Origin of the sequence: Rhizobium sp. S96 (assembly GCF_030382195.1) — a bacterium.
Taxonomy (GTDB): domain Bacteria; phylum Pseudomonadota; class Alphaproteobacteria; order Rhizobiales; family Rhizobiaceae; genus Rhizobium.
Genome location: NZ_JAUDRY010000010.1, coordinates 392,497 through 411,605, shown reverse-complemented (window position 1 = coordinate 411,605; position 19,109 = coordinate 392,497). Strand labels below are relative to the sequence as shown.

Here is a 19,109-nt window from a genome sequence, read left to right as displayed (position 1 = left end):
GATCAGCCGGCGCGACGGGCACGCCCGCCGCGTGGCTGCGCAGTCTTGTCCTCGAAGAGCGAGGCAAGCTGCTCGGTCATGGCGCCGGCCAGTTCGTCCGCATCGACGATCGTGACGGCGCGGCGATAGTAGCGCGTCACGTCGTGGCCGATGCCGATGGCCAGCAGCTCCACCGGAGAGCGGGTCTCGATGCGATCGATCACGGCCCGCAGGTGCCGTTCCAGATAGTTGCCTGGATTGACCGACAGCGTCGAATCGTCGACCGGCGCACCGTCCGAAATCATCATCAGGATCTTGCGCTGCTCGCGCCGGGCAAGAAGGCGATTGTGCGCCCAGATCAGCGCCTCGCCGTCGATGTTTTCCTTGAGCAGCCCCTCGCGCATCATCAGGCCGAGATTGCTGCGGGCGCGACGCCACGGAGAATCCGCCGACTTGTAGATGATGTGGCGCAGATCGTTGAGGCGGCCCGGGGTCTGCGGCTTGCCGTTGGCGAGCCATTGTTCGCGCGCCTGCCCGCCCTTCCAGGCCTTGGTGGTAAAGCCCAGGATCTCGACCTTGACGCCGCAACGCTCAAGCGTACGGGCCAGGATATCGGCGCAAGTGGCGGCAACCGTGATCGGACGACCCCGCATCGAGCCGGAGTTGTCGATCAGCAGGGTCACGACAGTATCGCGGAACTGCGTGTCTCGCTCCATCTTGAAGGACAGGGCCTGCATCGGATCGATGATCATGCGCGTGAGGCGTGCCGGATCGAGATAGCCTTCCTCGAGATCGAAGTCCCAGGAGCGGTTCTGCTGCGCCATCAGGCGGCGCTGCAGGCGGTTGGCCAAGCGTCCGACAGCACCTTGAAGGTGCGCAAGCTGCTTGTCGAGGAAAGCCCGCAGGCGCTCCAGTTCGGCGGCGTCGCACAGCTCTTCAGCGGTGATCGTCTCGTCGAACTCCTCGGTGAAGACGTGATAGTCGACCTTCTCGTTGAAGTCGTCGAACGGCGTGTTCGGACGGCGGGTTTCGCCCGGCGTTTCCGAATCGTCGTCGCCTTCTTCCATCATGTCGTCGTCGGAGATCTCGGCGCCTTCGGTCTCGCCGTCCTCCATCTGCTCGTCGGCAACTTCGCTGTCTTCGACGGGCGCGGCATCCGAACCGGCGTCGTCGTCGACTTCGTCCTGCTCCTGCTCGTCGCCGCCGGGCTTGTCTTCCTCGTCCTGCTGGTCGTCGGAATCAGGATCGCTGTCATCGTCGCCATACTCCTCCGCCATTTCCATGGCGGAAAGCATGTTGCGGATGACCTTCGAAAAGGCCTGCTGGTCGGTGATCACCTCAGCAAGATTGTCGAGTTCAGTCCCGGCCTTCTCCTCGATGAAGGGTCGCCAGAGATCCAATACCTTGCCCGCCGATGCCGGCGGCTTCTGGCCGGTCAGTTTCTCGCGAACCATCATGGCGACAGCTTCGCCGACGGGAGCATCTTCCTGCCGCTCGATGCCGGAAAAATTCGCCTTGGCATATTTCTCTTCGGTCATGGAGCGCAGGTTGGCGGCCACGCCTTCCATGCGCAGGGCGCCGATCGATTCCACGCGAGCCTGCTCGACGGCGTCGAAGATGGCGCGGGCGTCGGAGCCCTGCGGCGCCATCGTCGCGTGCACCTTCTCGTCATGGCAGGCAAGCCGCAACGCCATCGAATCGCCGAGCCCGCGGGTCACCGCCAGCTCGTGCATCGTCGGGCGCTTGGAAAGCTCGGGCAGGCGAATGCGCTCCGCCGTCATTCCGGGGCGTTCGTTGGCGAAGGTCACCTCGACCTCGCCGTCGCCGGCAATTGCGCGCACGCTGCCGGTTATCGCCCGGCGCAACGGCTCCACGTCGACGGGCGCACCGGGCTTTGCTTTCGAATTGTCACCACGAGCTGCCATGATCGATCGGCCTTAGGCCTCCAGAACGATATTGGCAGCGCTTTCCTTCAGCTCGACGCCAAAGGCGCGCTGATAGTGTTCGGCAACCAAGGGGCGCTCCAGCTCGTCGCACTTGTTGAGGAAGGTGACTCGGAAGGCAAAGGCGATATCACCGAAGATCTCGGCGTTCTCGGCCCAGGTGATGACCGTACGCGGGCTCATGACGGTCGAGAGATCGCCGTTCATGAACGAAGCGCGGGTCAGATCGGCGACGCGCACCATCTTGGAGACGGTATCGCGACCATTCTTGTCCTTGCCGAAGCTCTTCACCTTGGCGGCAACGATGTTCACTTCGTGGTCGTGCGGCAGGTAGTTCAGCGTCGAGACGATCGACCAACGGTCCATCTGCGCCTGGTTGATCTGCTGCGTGCCGTGATAGAGGCCGGTGGTGTCGCCGAGACCGATCGTGTTTGCCGTCGCAAACAGGCGGAACGCCGGGTGAGGACGGATGACGCGGCTCTGGTCGAGCAGCGTCAGGCGACCGGACGATTCCAGCACGCGCTGGATGACAAACATGACGTCAGGGCGGCCGGCGTCGTATTCGTCGAAGACGAGCGCGACATTGTGCTGGTAGGCCCAGGGCAGAATGCCGTCCTTGAATTCGGTAACCTGCAGGCCATCCTTGACGACGATGGCATCCTTGCCGACGAGATCGATACGGCTGACATGGCTGTCGAGGTTGATACGCACGCACGGCCAGTTGAGGCGCGCTGCGACCTGTTCGATGTGCGAGGACTTGCCGGTGCCGTGGTAGCCGGAGATCATCACGCGTCGGTTATGAGCAAAACCGGCAATAATGGCGAGCGTGGTTTCGCGGTCGAAGAGATAATCGGGATCAAGATCCGGAACATAGGCGCTGCCCTGGCTGTAGGCCGGAACGCGGATGTCGGAATCGATGCCGAAGACCTCCCTGACCGAAACGGTGGTGTCCGGAAGCTCCGAAATATCAAGGTCAATCTTGCTCATCATGTCTCCAAGGCGGGTGACCGACACCCGACCAAATTGTCTAGCCCATTTCGCAACCATGACGCCGCAGAGAAACTCCGCGCCCGCTCATGTCGGAACGTCGGCGATGCTTCTCCGGGACTGAAACGAAACCTCGGGGGCGAACACGTCGATCGCTAGCGAGCATTCTTGAACATAGTCCCGGACAAGAAACGCCGCGTCCGGAAGTGACCGAGGCGCCTGTGGGACAAACGCAGAAACACATGCCGCGGTTGCCTGCGGCCTCAGCCGATCTGGACCATACCTGATTGAAGACCAAGAGCAAGGACGGGAATTAACAAAAACCGTTCTGCTTCAATAATTGATAGGCCTGGATGACGGCGCGGAAGCGCTCTTCGGAACCGCGGTCACCACCATTGGCGTCCGGGTGATGCTTCTTCACCAGTTCCTTGTAGCGGCTCTTGATCTCCGACGATGTGGCATTGGCAGCCAAGTTCATCGTGTCGAAGGCCTTGGCTTCCAGGCTTTTCAGCTTGCGCTGTTCGGGAAAGCGCGGACCGCTGCTTTTCGCATCCTTGACGAAGCCGAAGGGATCACGAACGCGGGTGTAGGCACCGGAACGGACCTCAGACTGGATCGGGCTGTCTTTGGCCGACTTGTTGACCCCAACCGTCCAGGTCGGACGATGCCCGGTGATGGCTTCTTTCTGGTAACGCGCGATCTCGCCGTCCGACAGGCCGGAGAAGTAGTTGTAGCCCTTGTTGTACTCTTTGACGTGCTCGAAGCAGAAGAGAAAGAACTGTCCCTCGGCATTGCGCCCGACGGGCGCGCGATGCACGCCCTTCTTGTCACAGCCGTCCCACTGACAGGATGGGGGAGCCTGTTCGGGTTCCTGCTCGCGTTTGCGGCGGGTGCGGATGCGGTCGAAGTATTTGGAATCGAGTCTCATGACGGCGCTAATTATGGGGCCCAGAAGAGTGGACGACAAGAATTGACAAACGGGAATGTTGCTGGCTTGGTGGGAACCTTTTTCGCAAGCGGCAAGATCGGACCATGACCCTGCAATCCTCCATCGAAGAAAAGCTGGTGGCGGCTTTCGCGCCCGAACGCCTGAGCGTCATCAACGAAAGTCATCTGCACGCCGGTCACCAGCCCGACATCACGGGAACCGGCGAGACCCACATGCGCGTACGCATCGTATCCGCCCGATTCGCCGGCATGACACGGCTGGCGCGTCACCGCGCCATTACGGAATTGTTGAAGCCGGAGCTGGATGCCGGATTGCATGCGTTGGCCGTGGAGCCGGCAGCGCCCGGCGAGCCGGTGCGCTGGTAGGCGGACAGAACGCTATATGGGGATGCAGCCGCCTTTTCCCAAGGCCGCTGCCCATCGACTTAGCGGATGATCAGCGCCGTCGCATAGAGGCCGAAACCGAAGACCGTGTGGGCGACGAGACCGAGGAAACGAGCCTTGGTGGGGTTCGGCGTCTTGGATGCCGCCCAGCCGATGCCAAGGCCGGGCTGCAGCAGGAACCAGCCGGCGGCGATCGTCACGATGCCCCAGATCCAGGCAGGCAGGAACGTCGGCGCGTCCAGCCAGCCGGGGCCGGTCAGGATCACCAGGATGATGCCGTAGAGAATGCCGACGACGTAATGAAAGACCCAGCCGAGCGCGACTTCGTGCTTATAAGGCTCGGCCTTGCCGATGTCGTCGTGAAAGACCTTACCCTTGGCGAGATGCCAGACCCAGCGACCGGGCGGCCCCCAGTTAGGCAGGCCGTCCCCCATCAGCTTGCCGAGGATGACTGCCCAGATGTCCATGAGAACAGTCGCGCCGATGCCGATGACGACAGAGCGCCAGAAAATATCAAACATATCAAATCCATAATGATGCTGCCCGCCTTGAGAACTCCTCCCCGCAGCGCGCAATGATGGTGGTCAATTCTCTGTCTTGCGCAATTCCGGACGGAAAACCGCCACGCACTTTTCCTGGAATTGCTTCACGCCGGATTGGCCTCGTTCTCCTCGGCCGGCCGGATACGCAGCTTGGTGATACGATTCTTGTCCCGCTTCATGACGATAAAGCGCTTGCCATAGAAGGTGAAGGCCTGCCGCTCCTCGGGGATCGTCATCGACTCATGGATGACCAGCCCGGCAATCGTGGTCGCCTCTTCATCCGGCAGGTTCCAGTCGAGAGCGCGGTTCAGGTCGCGGATCGGGACATTGCCGTCGACGACGATCGAGCCGTCGGCCTCCTGCCGCACGCCCTGCATCTCGATGTCATGCTCGTCGGAAATGTCGCCGACAATCTCTTCCAGGATATCCTCGAGCGTGACGATACCCTGCACTTCGCCGTACTCGTCAACGACCACCGCGAAATGCTGCTTGCGGCGCAAGAAAGCGTTCAACTGCGCTTCGAGGTTGGTGCTGTCGGGCACGAACCAGGGCTTCTGGGCGATCTTGATGATGTCTAGGTGCTCCGGCTCGGCGTCGCGCTCGGCGAGCGCACGCAGCAGATCCTTGGAGTGGACGACACCGATAATGTTGTCGGTCGAGCCTCGCCACAACGGCATGCGGGTGAACGGGCTTTCCAGGATCGTCCGCACCACCACTTCAGGTGGATCGTCCGCATTGATCCCGCGCATGGATGTGCGGTGAACCATGATGTCGGAAAGTTCCAGTTCGCCAAGGTCCAGCACGCCGCCCAGCCGGTCTCGGTCGGCCTTGACTACCGACCCCTCGCGATGCAGCAGGTCGACGGCCCCCCGCAGCTCTTCGTGGGCCGAAAGCATCGAAGTCTCGCTCGACAGGTTGATGCCGAAGAGCGAGAGGATCCAGCGTACGATGAGATTCACGAAGGACGACAGCGGTCCGACGACGGCAACGAATACCTTGACGGCAAATGCCACCGCGAGCGCAAACCGCTCGGGTATCGAGATTGCCCAGCTTTTTGGCAGCACCTCGGCAAAGATCACGAGAATGACCGTCATCGCCAGAGTGGCGAGCGCTACGCCGGAGCTGCCGAAGAGCCCGAGAAACAGACTTGTTGCAATCGAGGACGACAGGATGTTGGCAAGATTGTTGCCGATCAGCAGAGCACCGATCAGCCGGTCACGCCGCTCGATCAGCTCGCGAACGATGCCCGCACGCTCCTCACCGTTGGCTTCAAGCGTGTGGATGCGACTGCGCGACACAGCCGTCAGGGCTGTCTCCGAACCGGAAAAGAACGCCGACATGAGAACGAGGGCCACGATGGAAAGGATTTCCGGCCAATATGCGGAAAGAAATGCCAGCGTGCCTTCGACGGTCATTGTGGATGTTTTTCCTTCAGAAAGCTCAACACTTCGGAGGCGGGAACGTCATTTGCGACGAAGGACTGACCGATGCCACGCGTCAGGATAAAGGTGAGCTGGCCGCCCTTGACCTTCTTGTCCTGCGCGATCGCATCCATCAGCACCTCCGCGGGAGGCAGCGCACCGGGGATCTCGGACATCCGCGTCGGCAGGCCGACCTCTTTCAGATGGCGTTCGACGCGGCGCGCATCGTCGGGGCTTGCCAGGTTCATGCGGGCCGAGAATTCATGCGCCAGCACCATCCCGATCGAAACACCTTCGCCGTGGACGAGACGCGCACTGTCATAGGCGGTCGCGGCTTCCAGCGCATGGCCGAAGGTGTGGCCCAGATTGAGCAGCGCCCGCTGACCGGTCTCGCGCTCGTCGGCAACGACGACATCTGCCTTTGCCTGGCAGCTCGTCGCAATCGCCTCGATGCGTGCGGATCCGCCTGCGAACACTGCCTGCCAGTTGGCTTCCAGCCAGGCGAAGAAGTCGGGCTTGTCGATCAGGCCGTATTTCGCCACTTCGGCGTAGCCGGCACGGAATTCGCGTTCGCTGAGCGTGTTGAGGACATCCGTATCGGCGAGCACCAGATCGGGCTGATGGAATACGCCGATCAGGTTCTTGCCATGGCGGCTGTTGATGCCGGTCTTGCCCCCGACCGAGGAATCCACCTGCGACAGCAGCGAAGTCGGAATCTGGACGAAGCGCACGCCACGGCGCACGATGCCCGCGGCAAAGCCCGACAGATCGCCAATGACGCCGCCGCCAAGCGCGATCACATAGTCGTTGCGCTCGATGCGCGCCTCAAGAACCTTGTCGCAAACGGTCATCAGATGCTCGAAGCTCTTTGTCTTCTCGCCAGCCGGAAGCACCAATGTCGCCGACGCGATCCCCGATGCATCAAGGCTCTGCACCAGCGCTTCGAGGTAGATCGGCGCCACATGCTCGTCGGTTATGATGGCAGCCTTGCGCCCCTTCACCCGCGAGGCGATTTCGATGCCCGCCCGCGCGATAAGACCAGGGCCAATCAGGATGTCGTAGGCGCGCTCACCGAGCGGCACATGGACTTTGCGTTCGGCGGCGGCAACGGCATTCATCAGGCTGCACTTTCAGTTTGAGAGTCGACCACGGCCTTGAGCACTTCGTCGGCCATGAGTTCCTTGCGGACATCGCGCGACATGACCGTGAGGTCCGCGAGCGCGTAAATCGGATAGCGGGCATTCATCAGGTTTTCGAGCGTCGTCTTCGGGTTTTCCGTCTTTAGTAAAGGCCGCGTGTCGCGCTTGTTGACGCGCTCCCACAAGACGTCGAGCTCGGCCTTCAGCCACACCGAAACGCCGCCCTTCTTGATATGCCTGCGGGTACGGTCGTTGATGAAGGCGCCCCCGCCGGTGGAAACCACGCGAGGGCCACCCTTGAGCAGCCGCTTCATCACCCGGGTCTCCAGGGCGCGAAACTCTTCTTCCCCGTAGGCAGCAAAGAGCTCGCTGATCGACATGCGCGAAACACGTTCGATTTCCGCATCACTGTCGATGAAGGGGATACCAAGTTGGCTGGCAACGATCCGTCCGACCGAGGACTTGCCGGCGCCCATCAATCCCACAAGGATCAGATTGCGTGAACCGAGCGCAGCGCGAGCTCTGTCTTTCAGGCTATCGGCAACGGTCAGAACTGGGTCGCTCATTGGTCCATTCACACTTTGTTTGCGAACGGTATCGACAAATGCAGGTGTAGCGTCAAGTCGCGGGCAAGGGAATCATGGTTCAAAAGCTCCTTCTTGCACTTGCAAACACGCTTCTTCATAAAGAAGCAAAGCCATGGAGTTGTTGAATGCCGAGCCTGTTCCGTTTTCTGGCCGTATTGGCGGTCATCGCCGGAGCGATATACGGAACGATGTGGGCACTTGTTACTTTCGTCGAGCCGCAGGAGCGAGACGTGACGATCCGTATTCCGTCGGAGCGGATCAACCCTCCGGCCACGGGCGCGATCAACCCGGCCAAGAAGTGATGCGATGAAAGACCTCAGCCGCGTTCACGTCGAGTCTTTTCTGGAGATGATGAGCGCCGAACGCGGAGCGGCGGCCAATACGCTTTCCTCCTATGAACACGATCTCGACGACCTCCACTCCTTCCTGAATGGCAGGGGCATCCGCTTGACGGAAGCCTCGTCTCCTGACCTTGCGGCCTACCTCTCCTCGCTTGCAGCGCAGGGTTTCAAGGCCTCCTCCCAGGCGCGGCGCCTGGCCGCCATGAGGCAATTCTACAAGTTCCTTTACGTCGAAGGCCAACGCACCGACGATCCGACGGGTATTCTCGACGCGCCGAAGAAAGGCCGTGCGCTGCCGAAGACCATGGGCGTCGACGAGGTGGGCAGGCTGCTCGAGCAGGCCGAGACGGAAGCGCAGGACCCCGCGCCCGGGCAACTGCAGCGGCTTCGCATGCTGGCGCTCCTCGAACTTCTCTATGCCACCGGAATGCGCGTCAGCGAGCTCGTGTCGCTTCCCGCCCGCGTCCTCGACCAGGATGGACGCTTCCTGATGATCCGCGGCAAGGGCAACAAGGAGCGCCTGGTGCCGCTGTCGCAGTCGGCTATTGCCGCATTGAAGCTCTATGGTCGCATGCTGGCTGCCGAACAGGCAGCCGCTAAGCCCCCGCAAGAGAGCCCCTGGCTCTTTCCCGCAGCCTCGAAAGAGGGCTATCTTCCGCGACAGGTCTTTGCACGCGATCTGAAGAATCTTGCAATCAGGACCGGCCTGACACCATCTATGATATCGCCGCATGTGATGCGGCACGCTTTTGCAAGCCATCTACTCGCCAACGGCGCGGACCTTCGCGTCGTCCAGGAACTGCTCGGCCATTCGGACATTTCCACCACACAAATATACACGCATGTGCTGGAAGAAAGGCTCCAGCAACTGGTCCAAACGCATCACCCTCTTGCCAAACAGGCGAAAAAGCAGGAATAGGACCGGCGACAAAGGGCATGCCTACGAAAATTGCCCTGGGCACAAGGAACGGAAACGCACCTCATGCACAACTATCTCGACTTCGAAAAGCCGATCTCCGACCTCGAAGGCAAGATCATCGAACTGAAGAAGCTCGCGACGGAAGACGAGAGCATCGACACGTCCGATGAAATCGGACGGCTCGAAGTTCGCGTTCGCGAAGCGATGGTCGACATCTATTCGAAACTCAACGCCTGGCAGAAGACCCAGGTCGCGCGTCATCCGCAGCGGCCGCACTTCGTCGATTATGCCAAGACGCTGTTCCAGGAATTCACGCCGCTCGCCGGCGATCGGAAGTTTTCCGAAGACGCCGCGATCCAGGCAGGTCTTGCCCGTTTCCGTGGTCAGCCGGTTGCCGTGCTGGGTCAGGAAAAGGGCAACGACACCAAGAGCCGCCTGAAGCACAACTTTGGCAGCGCCCGTCCGGAAGGCTATCGCAAGGCGATCCGCGTTCTTGAAATGGCAGACCGTTTCGGCCTGCCATTGATCACGCTGGTCGATACGGCAGGCGCTTATCCCGGCGTCGGTGCCGAAGAGCGCGGTCAGGCGGAAGCGATCGCCCGCTCCACGGAAATGTGCCTGGGCGTCAAGGTTCCGATCATCTCCGTTGTCATCGGCGAAGGCGGCTCCGGCGGCGCGATTGCGATCGCGACCGGCAACCGCGTCTACATGCTCGAGCATGCGATCTACAGCGTGATCTCGCCGGAAGGCGCGGCTTCGATCCTGTGGCGCGATTCCGCGCGCGCCAAGGAAGCCGCGACCAACATGAAGATCACCTCGGACGATCTGAAGTCGCTCGGCATCATCGATGGCATCATCACCGAACCGCTCGGCGGCGCGCATCGTGATCCGGACAGCGTGATTGCGGCGACCGGCGACGTGATCGCCAACGCGCTTGGCGAGCTTTCCAGCCGCTCGGGCGATCAGCTTCGCAACGATCGGCGCCAGAAATTCCTCAACATGGGCCGCAATCTCTAACGCAGGTTGCGGGAACGGGGTGATTGGGGCCAAACCTTGGCCACAATAATGTTATCAATAACTTTCTGACTTGCGGGGGACGCAGGCGCGCGGCATTAGGCTGGTAAGGTTTTCTCAACCATAATGGGCCAATGATTCGCTTCGTCCCCGGTTTGCAAAGCGAATTGGGTCGCATCTCGTTATTGGGCTAGTTTGAATGCGCATTCGTCATTTTGCCTATGTTTCCCTGATGGCGCTGGTCCTGGCCGGCTGCAATGACGCGTTGGAATCGACCACGCAGGTCGACCTGTCGAAGGTGAAGAACAAGGTCGAAGAGCCGCTGCCGCCGCGCATTCTGTCCGAGATCGCGGCCAAGGGCATGGACCGCAACTCGCCAATCATGATCCGCATCTTCAAGGAAGAGGGCGCGCTCGAGATCTGGAAGGCCAAGACCGATAACCGCTTCGACAAGATCGCCGATTACAAGATCTGCGCTTGGTCGGGCCGTCTCGGTCCCAAGGTGAAGCAGGGCGACCGGCAGGCTCCGGAAGGTTTCTACAACCTGACGCGAGCCAACCTCAATCCGAATTCAAAATACTATCTGGCGATCAATACGGGCTTCCCGAACAAGTACGACGCCGTCAACGGCCGCAGCGGCACGGACCTGATGATCCACGGTGCATGCTCGTCTTCCGGCTGCTATTCCATGACGGACGAGCAGGTGCTGCAGATCTACGCCTTTGCCCGCGACGCCTTCAAGGGCGGTCAGTCCACAGTACAGCTTCAAGCCTTCCCCTTCCGCATGACGGCGGAGAACATGGTGAAGCACCGCATGAGCCCGAACATCGAGTTCTGGAACATGCTGAAGGTCGGCTACGACAATTTCGAAGTGACCAAGCGTCCGCCTGAGGTCAATGTCTGCGAGAAGAAATACGTCTTCAATCAGCAGTCGGCCAATGGCGACTTCAATCCGGCCGGAAAATGCCCGGAAATGTCGACGCCGCCGGCACTGACGGCAGCACTGGCATCCTACGGCAAGACGTATGACATGGCCTACGCCAAGGCCATGAAGCAATTCGACGGCATGGCTTGGTACGATCCGAGCGAAGCCGAGCGCAAGGCCGTCGTGGCCAAGCAGCGCAAGGGACATGACATTGCCTATGCGCCGACGGGCACGTCGCTCGAAGCCGGCCGCATGGTAAAGGTCGCCGACCTCGAAGACATGATGGCCAGCAAGACGGCAACGACCATTGCCGCCAACGCGGCTCCGGGCTCCACGCCGGCAACGGCAGCCATCCCTGCAAAGACGGCGGAAGTCGCGATTGTCGATCCGGCGACCGTACCGGTGCCGACTCCAAGCCCGCTGGCACCGCAGAGCGCGATGGCGACGGCCTTTGCTCCGGTCGAGCAGCCGGAATCGATCGAAGTCGCGTCGAAGAAGCCCTTCTGGAAGTTCTGGGCCAAGGACTGATGGCTTGAAAGCCATCTCCTACGATCTGCGCGGGCTGAAATGCCCCCTACCCGTGCTCAAGACGCGCCGTAAGCTGCAGTCGCTGGAAAGCGGCGCGCTGATCCGCGTCGAGACAACCGATCCCCTGGCAGGGATCGACATCCCGCATCTCTGCAACGAAGACGGTCACGACCTTGTCGAGATCGAAAAGACCGAGGGCGGTCACCGCTTCCTGATCCGCAAGCGGTAGTTTTTCTCAGAACCGCATCCCGGGTACGGCGAGCGGGTTGTCCGCGAGCGCTGCACGATCCGGCGTATCGATCCGCGGCTTGCCCAGAAACGCGTCGAACAGATCCTTGACGAACGCCTCAGGCAGATCCTTGGTGATCAGCACCATGCGCGTGCGCCTGTCCTGTGGATCCGGCCACGCCGGCAGCCTTGTCGGCGGGTGGAAGATGCTTTGCACGCCATGCAGCACAAGCGGACGGTCGGGCCGGTCCGACATGGAGACGATGGCCTTCATCCGGAGCAGCTTTTCGCCATGCGCCGAGCGCAGCAGGTCGACAAACATGTCGAGCGCCATCGGATCGATCGGCTTCTCTTCCACGATCGAGAATGACCGGATCGCCGCATCGTGACGGTTCACGTCATGGGGGTCCTGGTGATCGTGGCCATGGTGATGGTGATGGGCGTGGCTGTGGTCATGATGGTGGGCATCATGTTCGTCTTCGTCGCGCAACCACCGGCCGACGTCGGCGCTCTTCGTCGTGACGTCGTAGAGGCCATTCACCAGTGTCGCCGCCGTCCCGCTTTCGGTATCGTCGGCATCCATCAGCAGGGCGCGTGGATTGAGAGCACGCAGCCGCGCCTCCAGGCCGGAGACTACATCAGCCGAGGCAAGCGACTTCTTCGAAAGGATCAACCGGTCTGCAACGGCAACCTGCTTCACCGCCTCTTCATGATTGTCGAGCGTCTGTGCGCCATTGACCGCATCGACGACGGTAACGACCCCGTCCAGCTCGAAATTCGTCGCAATGATGGGGTTGCCCATGATCGCCTGCATCACCGGCGCCGGATCGGCAAGACCCGTGGTCTCGATCACGACGCACTTGACCGGCTTCACGCGACCGGTCTGGATGGCATCCATCAGATTGGCAAGCGTATCGACAAGCTCGCCACGCACCGTGCAGCACAGGCAGCCGTCGGAAAGCTCGATAATGGCATCCCCGGAACTCTCGACCAGCAGATGGTCGATGCCGACATCGCCGAACTCGTTGATGATGACGGCAGCGTCCTTCATCGCCGGATCCTTCAGGATCCGGTTGAGCAACGTCGATTTGCCGGCACCGAGGAAGCCGGTGAGGATGGTGACCGGGATCCGGCCTTGGGGCACGCTCATCTGTCTATAACCTTAGAACGATGCCGGACGCGGCAGCGGCACAGGCACCTTAGCGATCGTGCCGGCTGTGTCGGCCGTTGCCAGCTTGTCCGGCTCGGGCTCGTTCTGCCCGGGGATCAGGCCGGCATAGACGAAGTTCGGCTCGTGGTTCATTTCCTGGATATAGGGCGAATGGATCTTCATGCGACCAACCTCGTCGCGGGTTTCGCTGCGGACCTTCGCGCCCTTGGCGCTGCAGATCTCGGCGGTGATGTCGGCAACCTGATCCTGGCCCTCTCCATAGGGCTTCAGCGAACCGAGCGTGTCGGTTCCTGGAAACTGCGAGGTGAAGCCCTTCTGCAGCAGATCGGCCGAGGCATCGGCGCGCGCTGCCAGACTGTCGGTACCGAGAACGACCGACACCAGCGTACGGCCGTCGCGCGTCGCCGAGCCGATCTGGTTGAAACCGGAAGCGCAGATGAAGCCCGTCTTCATGCCGTCGGCACCCGCGAAACGACCGATCAGCAGATTGATGCTCGGGACGTTCTTGGTCCCGGTCGTGATTCCTTCCAGCGAGAAGTAGCCGGCATATTGCGGGAAATCACGGCGCAGCGCGACCGACAGGATCGCGAGGTCGCGCGCCGTCGTGTACTGGCCCTTGCCGGGCAGGCCGTTCGGATTGACGAAATGCGAATCCGTCATGCCGAGCTTTGCGGCCTCGGCGTTCATCCTCAGGACGAAAGCTTCCTGCGTGCCGCCAACGGCTTCCGCAACGGCAACGGCGATGTCGTTGGCCGATTTGACCATGAGAATCTTCAGCGCGCTGTCCAGGGTCAGCTTCTGGCCCGGCTTGAAATACATCTTTGCCGGCGGCTGGGCCGCGGCCCGCTTGCTCATCACGATAGGCGTATCGAGGCTGATCTGGCCCGAGCGAACAGCCGCGAATACGGTGTAGACCGTCATCAGCTTGGTCAGCGAGGCCGGATACCACTTGCGAAACGCTTCTTCGTGCTCAAGGACGCGGCCGCTCTGAACATCAACCAGGATATGCGGATTGGCATAGGCCTGGGAGGCGGCGGAAAAAGCAATGGCGGCTGCGGAAGCTGCTATTGAAATCGGCCGCAAGGCGGCAAACAAGCGATTCTGGCGCGTCGACACGGTTCGTCCTCAAAGATGTCAGGAAGTCTCGAAAGTTTCCCCTATTTAACGTATATGGCCATGACATGGCAAAGGTCATTGTCTAACTTATTTCCGCGGCATCGTGTCCCTGTGGCCGATGCCGCCGTCTTCGATTTCATCAAGGAAAGCAAGCATGCCGATTTTGAACAGAGCCGCCGAGCTTCAGGACGAAGTCACAGGATGGCGCCGGCATATCCACGAGCGGCCGGAACTCCTCTTTGCGGTGGAGAACACGGCAGCTTTCGTGGCGGAAAAGCTCAAGGAATTCGGTGTCGATGAAATCGCGACCGGCATCGGCCGCACCGGCGTCGTCGGCATCATCAAGGGCAAGGGACCGGGCACGCGGGCAATCGGCTTACGCGCCGATATGGACGCCCTGCCGCTCACGGAAATCACCGGCAAGCCCTACGCTTCCAAGACGGCGGGCAAGATGCACGCCTGCGGCCATGACGGCCACACGGCCATGCTGCTCGGGGCTGCAAAATACCTCGCCGAAACACGCAATTTCAACGGCAGCGTCGCGGTTATCTTCCAGCCCGCCGAGGAAGGCGGGGGCGGCGGCAACCTGATGGTCAAGGACGGCATGATGGAGCGCTTCGGCATCGAAGAGGTCTATGGCATGCACAACATGCCCGGCCTGCCGATCGGCCAGTTTGCCATCCGCAAAGGCCCGATCATGGCGGCGACAGACGAATTCACCATCACCATCAAGGGTCGTGGCGGCCATGCGGCCCAGCCGCACCGCACGATCGACCCGATCACGATCGGCTCCCAGATGGTGGGTAACCTGCAAATGATCGCCTCGCGCAACGTGGATCCGCTGCGCTCGGTCGTCGTCTCCGTCACTAAGTTCATCGCGGGCTTCGCCCACAACGTCATCCCGAACGACGCGATGATCGCCGGCACGGTGCGCACGCTCGACGACGAGGTTCGTACGCTCGCGGAAACCAAGTTGAAGCAGATCGTCAACGGTCTGGCAGCCGCCCATGGCGCCGAAGTCGATATCGTCTTCAACCGCAATTACCCGGTCACCTTCAACCACGCGACGGAAACCGGCCATGCGATCCAGATCGCCAGCGACATCGCCGGCGCGACCAACGTCAACGCGGATATCGATCCGATGATGGGCGGTGAGGATTTCTCCTACATGCTCAACGCCCGCCCCGGCGCCTTCATCTTCATCGGCAACGGCGATACGGCAGGCCTGCACAACCCCACCTACGACTTCAACGATGAAGCCATCAGCCACGGCATTTCGTACTGGGTGCGCCTGGCCGAACAGCGCCTCGGCTCCTGACGATCCTTTTGTTCAGGCTGCAAAAAGGCTTGGCTTCTTGCCGAGCCTTTTGTATGCATGACGCTCAAGTGGTCCCGTAGCTCAGCAGGATAGAGCACCAGATTCCTAATCTGGGGGTCACGCGTTCGAATCGCGTCGGGATCACCAAAACCCTCAATATTTTCAATCTGTAGCCTATCAATCTGCTGATCGGCGTTCCTCGACGTTCCAACGCGTTCCCGACGTTTGTTCCTGAGCCGCTCGCTCGGACCGGCGAGCAACACGAAGCTTCGCTTCGCAGTCTCTGGTGTATTTCGAGCGTCTTGCGATTGTACCGCTGGATCGTTGCCGCGTTTTTCTGGTTCGCATGGCGGCGCCGATCTGGTCATCTAACCGAACCGCCGCGCCAGCGCTGACCGCGATCGACGATACCGCCGGGTTTTCCGCGTCGGCACGTCGCGCCTGTTATTTCAAGCTCGGCAGGTCCAGGCGAACTTCGTAAGCAACACACCATCGAAGAGTTGCTTACCGAACTCCCAGCAGTTGCTTAACCAAGAACTGAAAGATTTAGAGTCGCCCGTAGGCTAGGTCCGATACCGCCACTGCAGGTCACGCATTTTCATTTCGAAGTACTTATGGATGATTTTGGCTGCGACAATAGAAATTCCCGCGGAAATCGCTATCTTGGGGATTGCTGCGATGCCCGGTAGGAATTTGCTCACCTCCGCCAGAACGAGAAGATGGATCAAATAGAGCGAGTAGCTAATGTCGCCCAAAAACGTCGCTATTTTCTCCGCAACCCCAGCTAGGTGCAGAGAAGCCCCTGCAGCGACCACGAAGAGCGACCCGGCGATCATAAGCTTGGCTTCCCATGACACCAAAATGTCCTCACGAGAAACTCCAAACAGGTGTGGGAGTGTGAACATAAAGACCATCGCGGCCACGGTCGCGAGCGCTGCGATCAATTGACTCCCGCCGATCTTTGGGACGCCAATCTCGGCAAGCAGCATCCCCCCTACAAAATAGCATAGGAATGTGAGAGGCTGGGTGTAGAAGCTCCAATGCTTGTTAGGATCGGGAGATAGATCAAAGGTCAGATCGGCGAGCGCATGGTTCATAATCAATGTGACCACAAACAACGCTGCCAGCGCGCCTCGGCTTCTGAACAACAGAAGGAAGGGGAATAAGAGGTAGAAGGCCACCTCTATGCCGATGCTCCAGCCGCCGCCGACTGTTGATGTTGCCCCTGCATTTCCAAGCCCGAACAGAAGGCTGATGTTCATGAGGTATCGATAGGCATTCTCCGGGCTGGCGCCCATTTGAACGAACTTCACGGTCGCTACCGCCACATAAAGCGGCGCTATCCTGAAGAACCGCGCAACAAAGAAGTTCCTGAGCCCGCGCTCCGTGATTTCGTGGTTTCCGTAGACGTAGTACAGCGAAAATCCGGACAACACGAAGAACATGTAAACGCCGTACAGGCCAGCGGAATAGAACGTTCCGACTTTGGTGACGTGAAAATAGTGATACAACATCACCGTGATAGCGCAGAGCCCGCGCACGAGATCGAGGCCGTGTAGCCGATCGACAGTCGAGGCCGATGTTTTCTGGAAATCATCAACTTTCTTCAGCATCTCCCGCGCATAGCGTGAAACATGACCAGCGTAAATGACGCTGGTGCAACACACGCAAGCTTTCCCGCTCAGCCGTGCAGAAACACTGCCGTTCGAATCGCGTCGGGATCACCATCGAATTCCACAGAACGCGGGAAATCCCCTAACGTCCCGTAACCCGCTGGACGGCCGATCGTGCCTCGTCCGCAGGCATGCGGCCTTCGACGGCGGCAAGGCAGGCACTCCATGCGCCCTGCCATTTATCGCTGTTGTGATTGGGCTCGTGTGTTAGCCAGTTCATCGCCTCTTCCGGAGAGCCGACGGTGATGCGGATCCGGTTGTCCGAGACAACGAGGGGCTTCTTCCATCTGTGAACCAACATGGCAGCTCTCCCTTACCCTGGAAGACAGTATAGCCGACACGTGGCAACTCCACAGCACCTCTTTCAGTGTAATGGAGGTGGCGCAGGGAATAAATCTCGCGGTCCGAAAGGGGACGCGTGAGGCAATATCCGGCTGCTTCGCGAAGCCGGATATTGCTGGCTGTTGCTAGAAATTGCGCTGAAGGCGCACGAAGCCTTCCACGAAATCGTCGGCGCCGTCGGGGTCGTCGTACTGGACACTCACTTTGGTGGTGAGGTTCGTGGCGATCTTGTAGTCGACCGTCACTCCCGCCCGCCATTCGTTGCCGCCGGTGAATTCTCCATCCGTATCGAGAGCAATCTTGCTGAGATACTGGTAGCCGGGCGTAACGGACAGCTTATCGGTGATTTTCGCCACGTACTGGCCGCCAACCGTCCATTCCGATCTCTCGTAATAGTAATTCGCGCCGCTCGCCCAAATACCATAAAGACCAAGTTGACCGGGTCCGATGTCGGCAAAGAGGATGCCGCGGATGGCAGCTTCCTCGGTGTCGGTGTCGTAACCTACGAGCAGGTTGCCACTGACGGCACCGACCTTGCCGGACAGGTAAGCTTCGATGCCGATATTGTTCGGCCCCTCGCCGGGCTTTGTCTTGTAGGCCTCTTCAAGCTCATCGACCATGACACCGGCACTGAAGTCCGGTGTTTCGTACAGATAGCGGATGGCGTTGTGGATGGTCGAGTTGCTCGAGATGATATCTGTTTCGCCCGGTGCAAAGCTGTTGTCGTTGTCCCACCAGCTGTATTGCATACCGGCACGCAGACCAGCGATGTCGATGTAGCCTTCCTGCAGAAGGGCCGTCTGGTTTGTTGCGTTCTCGGCGTTCACGCGCAAGGTGATCACGCCCGTCAGGGTACCGAACTCGGTCTCGCTTTTCGATTTCAGCGTTGTCTGCCCGCGGGTCCACGACGACCAGTCGGAGGTTCCCGAGCGGTTCGGACCAAACCGTTCTTCGGTGCGGATGTAACCGCCAATCGAAAGACAGGTCTCGGTTCCTGGAATGTAGAAATAGCCGGTGCCGTAGGCGTCGCAAACGCGGACGTATTCGACGGGCTCCGGCTCGGCGGCGACGATAGCATCGGCCGCGCGCGCACCGGAGGTTACCGTGATCGCGGCAACGGAGCTGAGGATGATGGCTCGGATATTCATAGGGGGTCCTATCTGCTGTTGATAGGGCCCGACCTATGAAGCCATCCTAACAGTCAGATGACAAAATCATGGCAACCGCATTCTGGGCGGACGTCATCGCCGGCTGTTGTAGAAGCGCAACGCGTTTCGGCGTATACTTCTGACGTGGTCGATGGAGCTGTCCTTCTTCGCGGCGCTTTGTCTTGGCCATGAATCGCTTGCGGAAGAGTGGCACCTCTATCGCACGCCTGCGGAACCGCTCTGCCACTCGTACGTTAAAGCGAAAAGAGGAGCGCTTGTCATGCGTACGAAGTTAACGTTCCTAGCCCTGGCTTATCTCATTGTCAGCGGACTTCTCTTGTCGATGTCCTACCACTCGGCAGGGCCTATCACGACGCCAAAGACTGACCGCATCGCAGGATCGACGTTTCTGATCGAGCGTTTTGCTGGATGATGGCGTCTTGATGATGGTAGCGT

General features: G+C 60.2%; 20 protein-coding genes and 1 tRNA gene. 9 read left to right on the top strand and 12 right to left on the bottom strand.

The window, feature by feature from the left end; genetic code table 11:
* Positions 1–2 precede the first annotated feature (2 nt).
* The 3 genes from cobT to QTL94_RS14145 all read right to left on the bottom strand — a co-directional run bounded on the left by cobT (position 3) and on the right by QTL94_RS14145 (position 3,837).
* Complete coding sequence (gene cobT / locus QTL94_RS14155; protein WP_065694414.1) at positions 3–1,904, bottom strand: cobaltochelatase subunit CobT; 1,902 nt, start codon at positions 1,902–1,904, stop codon at positions 3–5.
* Between the two features lie 12 nt (positions 1,905–1,916).
* Complete coding sequence (gene cobS / locus QTL94_RS14150) at positions 1,917–2,909, bottom strand: cobaltochelatase subunit CobS (RefSeq protein WP_065694415.1); 993 nt, start codon at positions 2,907–2,909, stop codon at positions 1,917–1,919.
* A 313-nt stretch (positions 2,910–3,222) separates the two neighbouring features.
* Positions 3,223–3,837 carry a J domain-containing protein gene (locus QTL94_RS14145; protein WP_065694416.1) on the bottom strand — a complete coding sequence of 205 codons (615 nt, stop codon included), beginning with the start codon at positions 3,835–3,837 and terminating at the stop codon, positions 3,223–3,225.
* Between the two features lie 104 nt (positions 3,838–3,941).
* Here QTL94_RS14145 and QTL94_RS14140 point away from each other — a divergent pair, with 104 nt between their 5' ends.
* Complete coding sequence (locus tag QTL94_RS14140; protein ID WP_065694417.1) at positions 3,942–4,223, top strand: BolA family protein; 282 nt, start codon at positions 3,942–3,944, stop codon at positions 4,221–4,223.
* A 59-nt stretch (positions 4,224–4,282) separates the two neighbouring features.
* Here QTL94_RS14140 and QTL94_RS14135 read toward each other — a convergent pair whose 3' ends face one another.
* The 4 genes from QTL94_RS14135 to QTL94_RS14120 all read right to left on the bottom strand — a co-directional run bounded on the left by QTL94_RS14135 (position 4,283) and on the right by QTL94_RS14120 (position 7,909).
* On the bottom strand, positions 4,283–4,762 hold the full coding sequence (locus QTL94_RS14135) for a DUF2938 domain-containing protein (protein WP_289802298.1): 480 nt from the start codon (positions 4,760–4,762) through the stop codon (positions 4,283–4,285).
* A 125-nt stretch (positions 4,763–4,887) separates the two neighbouring features.
* Complete coding sequence (locus tag QTL94_RS14130) at positions 4,888–6,198, bottom strand: HlyC/CorC family transporter (protein WP_289802297.1); 1,311 nt, start codon at positions 6,196–6,198, stop codon at positions 4,888–4,890.
* Entirely contained in the window at positions 6,195–7,322 is a 1,128-nt protein-coding gene (aroB, locus tag QTL94_RS14125) for a 3-dehydroquinate synthase (protein ID WP_065694420.1), read from the bottom strand. The genes QTL94_RS14130 and aroB overlap by 4 nt, the downstream gene beginning before the upstream one ends.
* On the bottom strand, positions 7,322–7,909 hold the full coding sequence (locus QTL94_RS14120) for a shikimate kinase (protein WP_065694421.1): 588 nt from the start codon (positions 7,907–7,909) through the stop codon (positions 7,322–7,324). Before QTL94_RS14120 ends, aroB begins: the two co-directional genes overlap by 1 nt.
* Before the next feature lie 146 nt (positions 7,910–8,055).
* Between QTL94_RS14120 and QTL94_RS14115 the strand changes: the two genes are divergently transcribed.
* From QTL94_RS14115 to QTL94_RS14095, 5 genes are all read left to right on the top strand, one after another.
* Complete coding sequence (locus QTL94_RS14115; RefSeq protein WP_289802296.1) at positions 8,056–8,232, top strand: hypothetical protein; 177 nt, start codon at positions 8,056–8,058, stop codon at positions 8,230–8,232.
* A 4-nt stretch (positions 8,233–8,236) separates the two neighbouring features.
* Positions 8,237–9,190 (top strand): site-specific tyrosine recombinase XerD, encoded by a 954-nt coding sequence (gene xerD, locus QTL94_RS14110; RefSeq protein WP_289802295.1) that lies wholly within the window; start codon positions 8,237–8,239, stop codon positions 9,188–9,190.
* Between the two features lie 63 nt (positions 9,191–9,253).
* Positions 9,254–10,207 (top strand): acetyl-CoA carboxylase carboxyltransferase subunit alpha, encoded by a 954-nt coding sequence (locus QTL94_RS14105; protein WP_289802294.1) that lies wholly within the window; start codon positions 9,254–9,256, stop codon positions 10,205–10,207.
* 196 nt (positions 10,208–10,403) lie between these two features.
* Positions 10,404–11,657, top strand: coding sequence for a L,D-transpeptidase family protein (locus tag QTL94_RS14100; protein ID WP_289802293.1), 1,254 nt, complete (start codon positions 10,404–10,406; stop codon positions 11,655–11,657).
* A gap of 4 nt (positions 11,658–11,661) precedes the next feature.
* Complete coding sequence (locus QTL94_RS14095; protein ID WP_289802292.1) at positions 11,662–11,886, top strand: sulfurtransferase TusA family protein; 225 nt, start codon at positions 11,662–11,664, stop codon at positions 11,884–11,886.
* Positions 11,887–11,892: 6 nt separating this feature from the next.
* On the opposite strand, the gene QTL94_RS14090 is transcribed toward QTL94_RS14095, so the two are convergent.
* On the bottom strand, positions 11,893–13,035 hold the full coding sequence (locus QTL94_RS14090; RefSeq protein WP_289802291.1) for a CobW family GTP-binding protein: 1,143 nt from the start codon (positions 13,033–13,035) through the stop codon (positions 11,893–11,895).
* 12 nt (positions 13,036–13,047) lie between these two features.
* Positions 13,048–14,172 carry a D-alanyl-D-alanine carboxypeptidase family protein gene (locus tag QTL94_RS14085; RefSeq protein ID WP_289802290.1) on the bottom strand — a complete coding sequence of 375 codons (1,125 nt, stop codon included), beginning with the start codon at positions 14,170–14,172 and terminating at the stop codon, positions 13,048–13,050.
* 154 nt (positions 14,173–14,326) lie between these two features.
* On the opposite strand from QTL94_RS14085, the gene QTL94_RS14080 reads away from it, so the two are divergent.
* Both QTL94_RS14080 and QTL94_RS14075 read left to right on the top strand, forming a co-directional pair.
* Positions 14,327–15,490, top strand: coding sequence for a M20 aminoacylase family protein (locus QTL94_RS14080; RefSeq protein WP_289802289.1), 1,164 nt, complete (start codon positions 14,327–14,329; stop codon positions 15,488–15,490).
* A 70-nt stretch (positions 15,491–15,560) separates the two neighbouring features.
* Positions 15,561–15,637 (top strand) — tRNA-Arg (locus QTL94_RS14075).
* A 416-nt stretch (positions 15,638–16,053) separates the two neighbouring features.
* On the opposite strand, the gene QTL94_RS14070 is transcribed toward QTL94_RS14075, so the two are convergent.
* From QTL94_RS14070 to QTL94_RS14060, 3 genes are all read right to left on the bottom strand, one after another.
* Positions 16,054–17,103 (bottom strand): acyltransferase family protein, encoded by a 1,050-nt coding sequence (locus QTL94_RS14070; RefSeq protein ID WP_289802288.1) that lies wholly within the window; start codon positions 17,101–17,103, stop codon positions 16,054–16,056.
* Positions 17,104–17,245: 142 nt separating this feature from the next.
* Positions 17,246–17,464 (bottom strand): DUF982 domain-containing protein, encoded by a 219-nt coding sequence (locus tag QTL94_RS14065; RefSeq protein ID WP_289802287.1) that lies wholly within the window; start codon positions 17,462–17,464, stop codon positions 17,246–17,248.
* 166 nt (positions 17,465–17,630) lie between these two features.
* Complete coding sequence (locus tag QTL94_RS14060; protein ID WP_289802286.1) at positions 17,631–18,653, bottom strand: porin; 1,023 nt, start codon at positions 18,651–18,653, stop codon at positions 17,631–17,633.
* A gap of 280 nt (positions 18,654–18,933) precedes the next feature.
* On the opposite strand from QTL94_RS14060, the gene QTL94_RS14055 reads away from it, so the two are divergent.
* The gene (locus QTL94_RS14055) at positions 18,934–19,086 is read left to right on the top strand and encodes a hypothetical protein (protein ID WP_289802285.1); all 153 of its coding nucleotides are present in this window, start codon (positions 18,934–18,936) and stop codon (positions 19,084–19,086) included.
* The last annotated feature ends 23 nt before the right edge of the window (positions 19,087–19,109 follow it).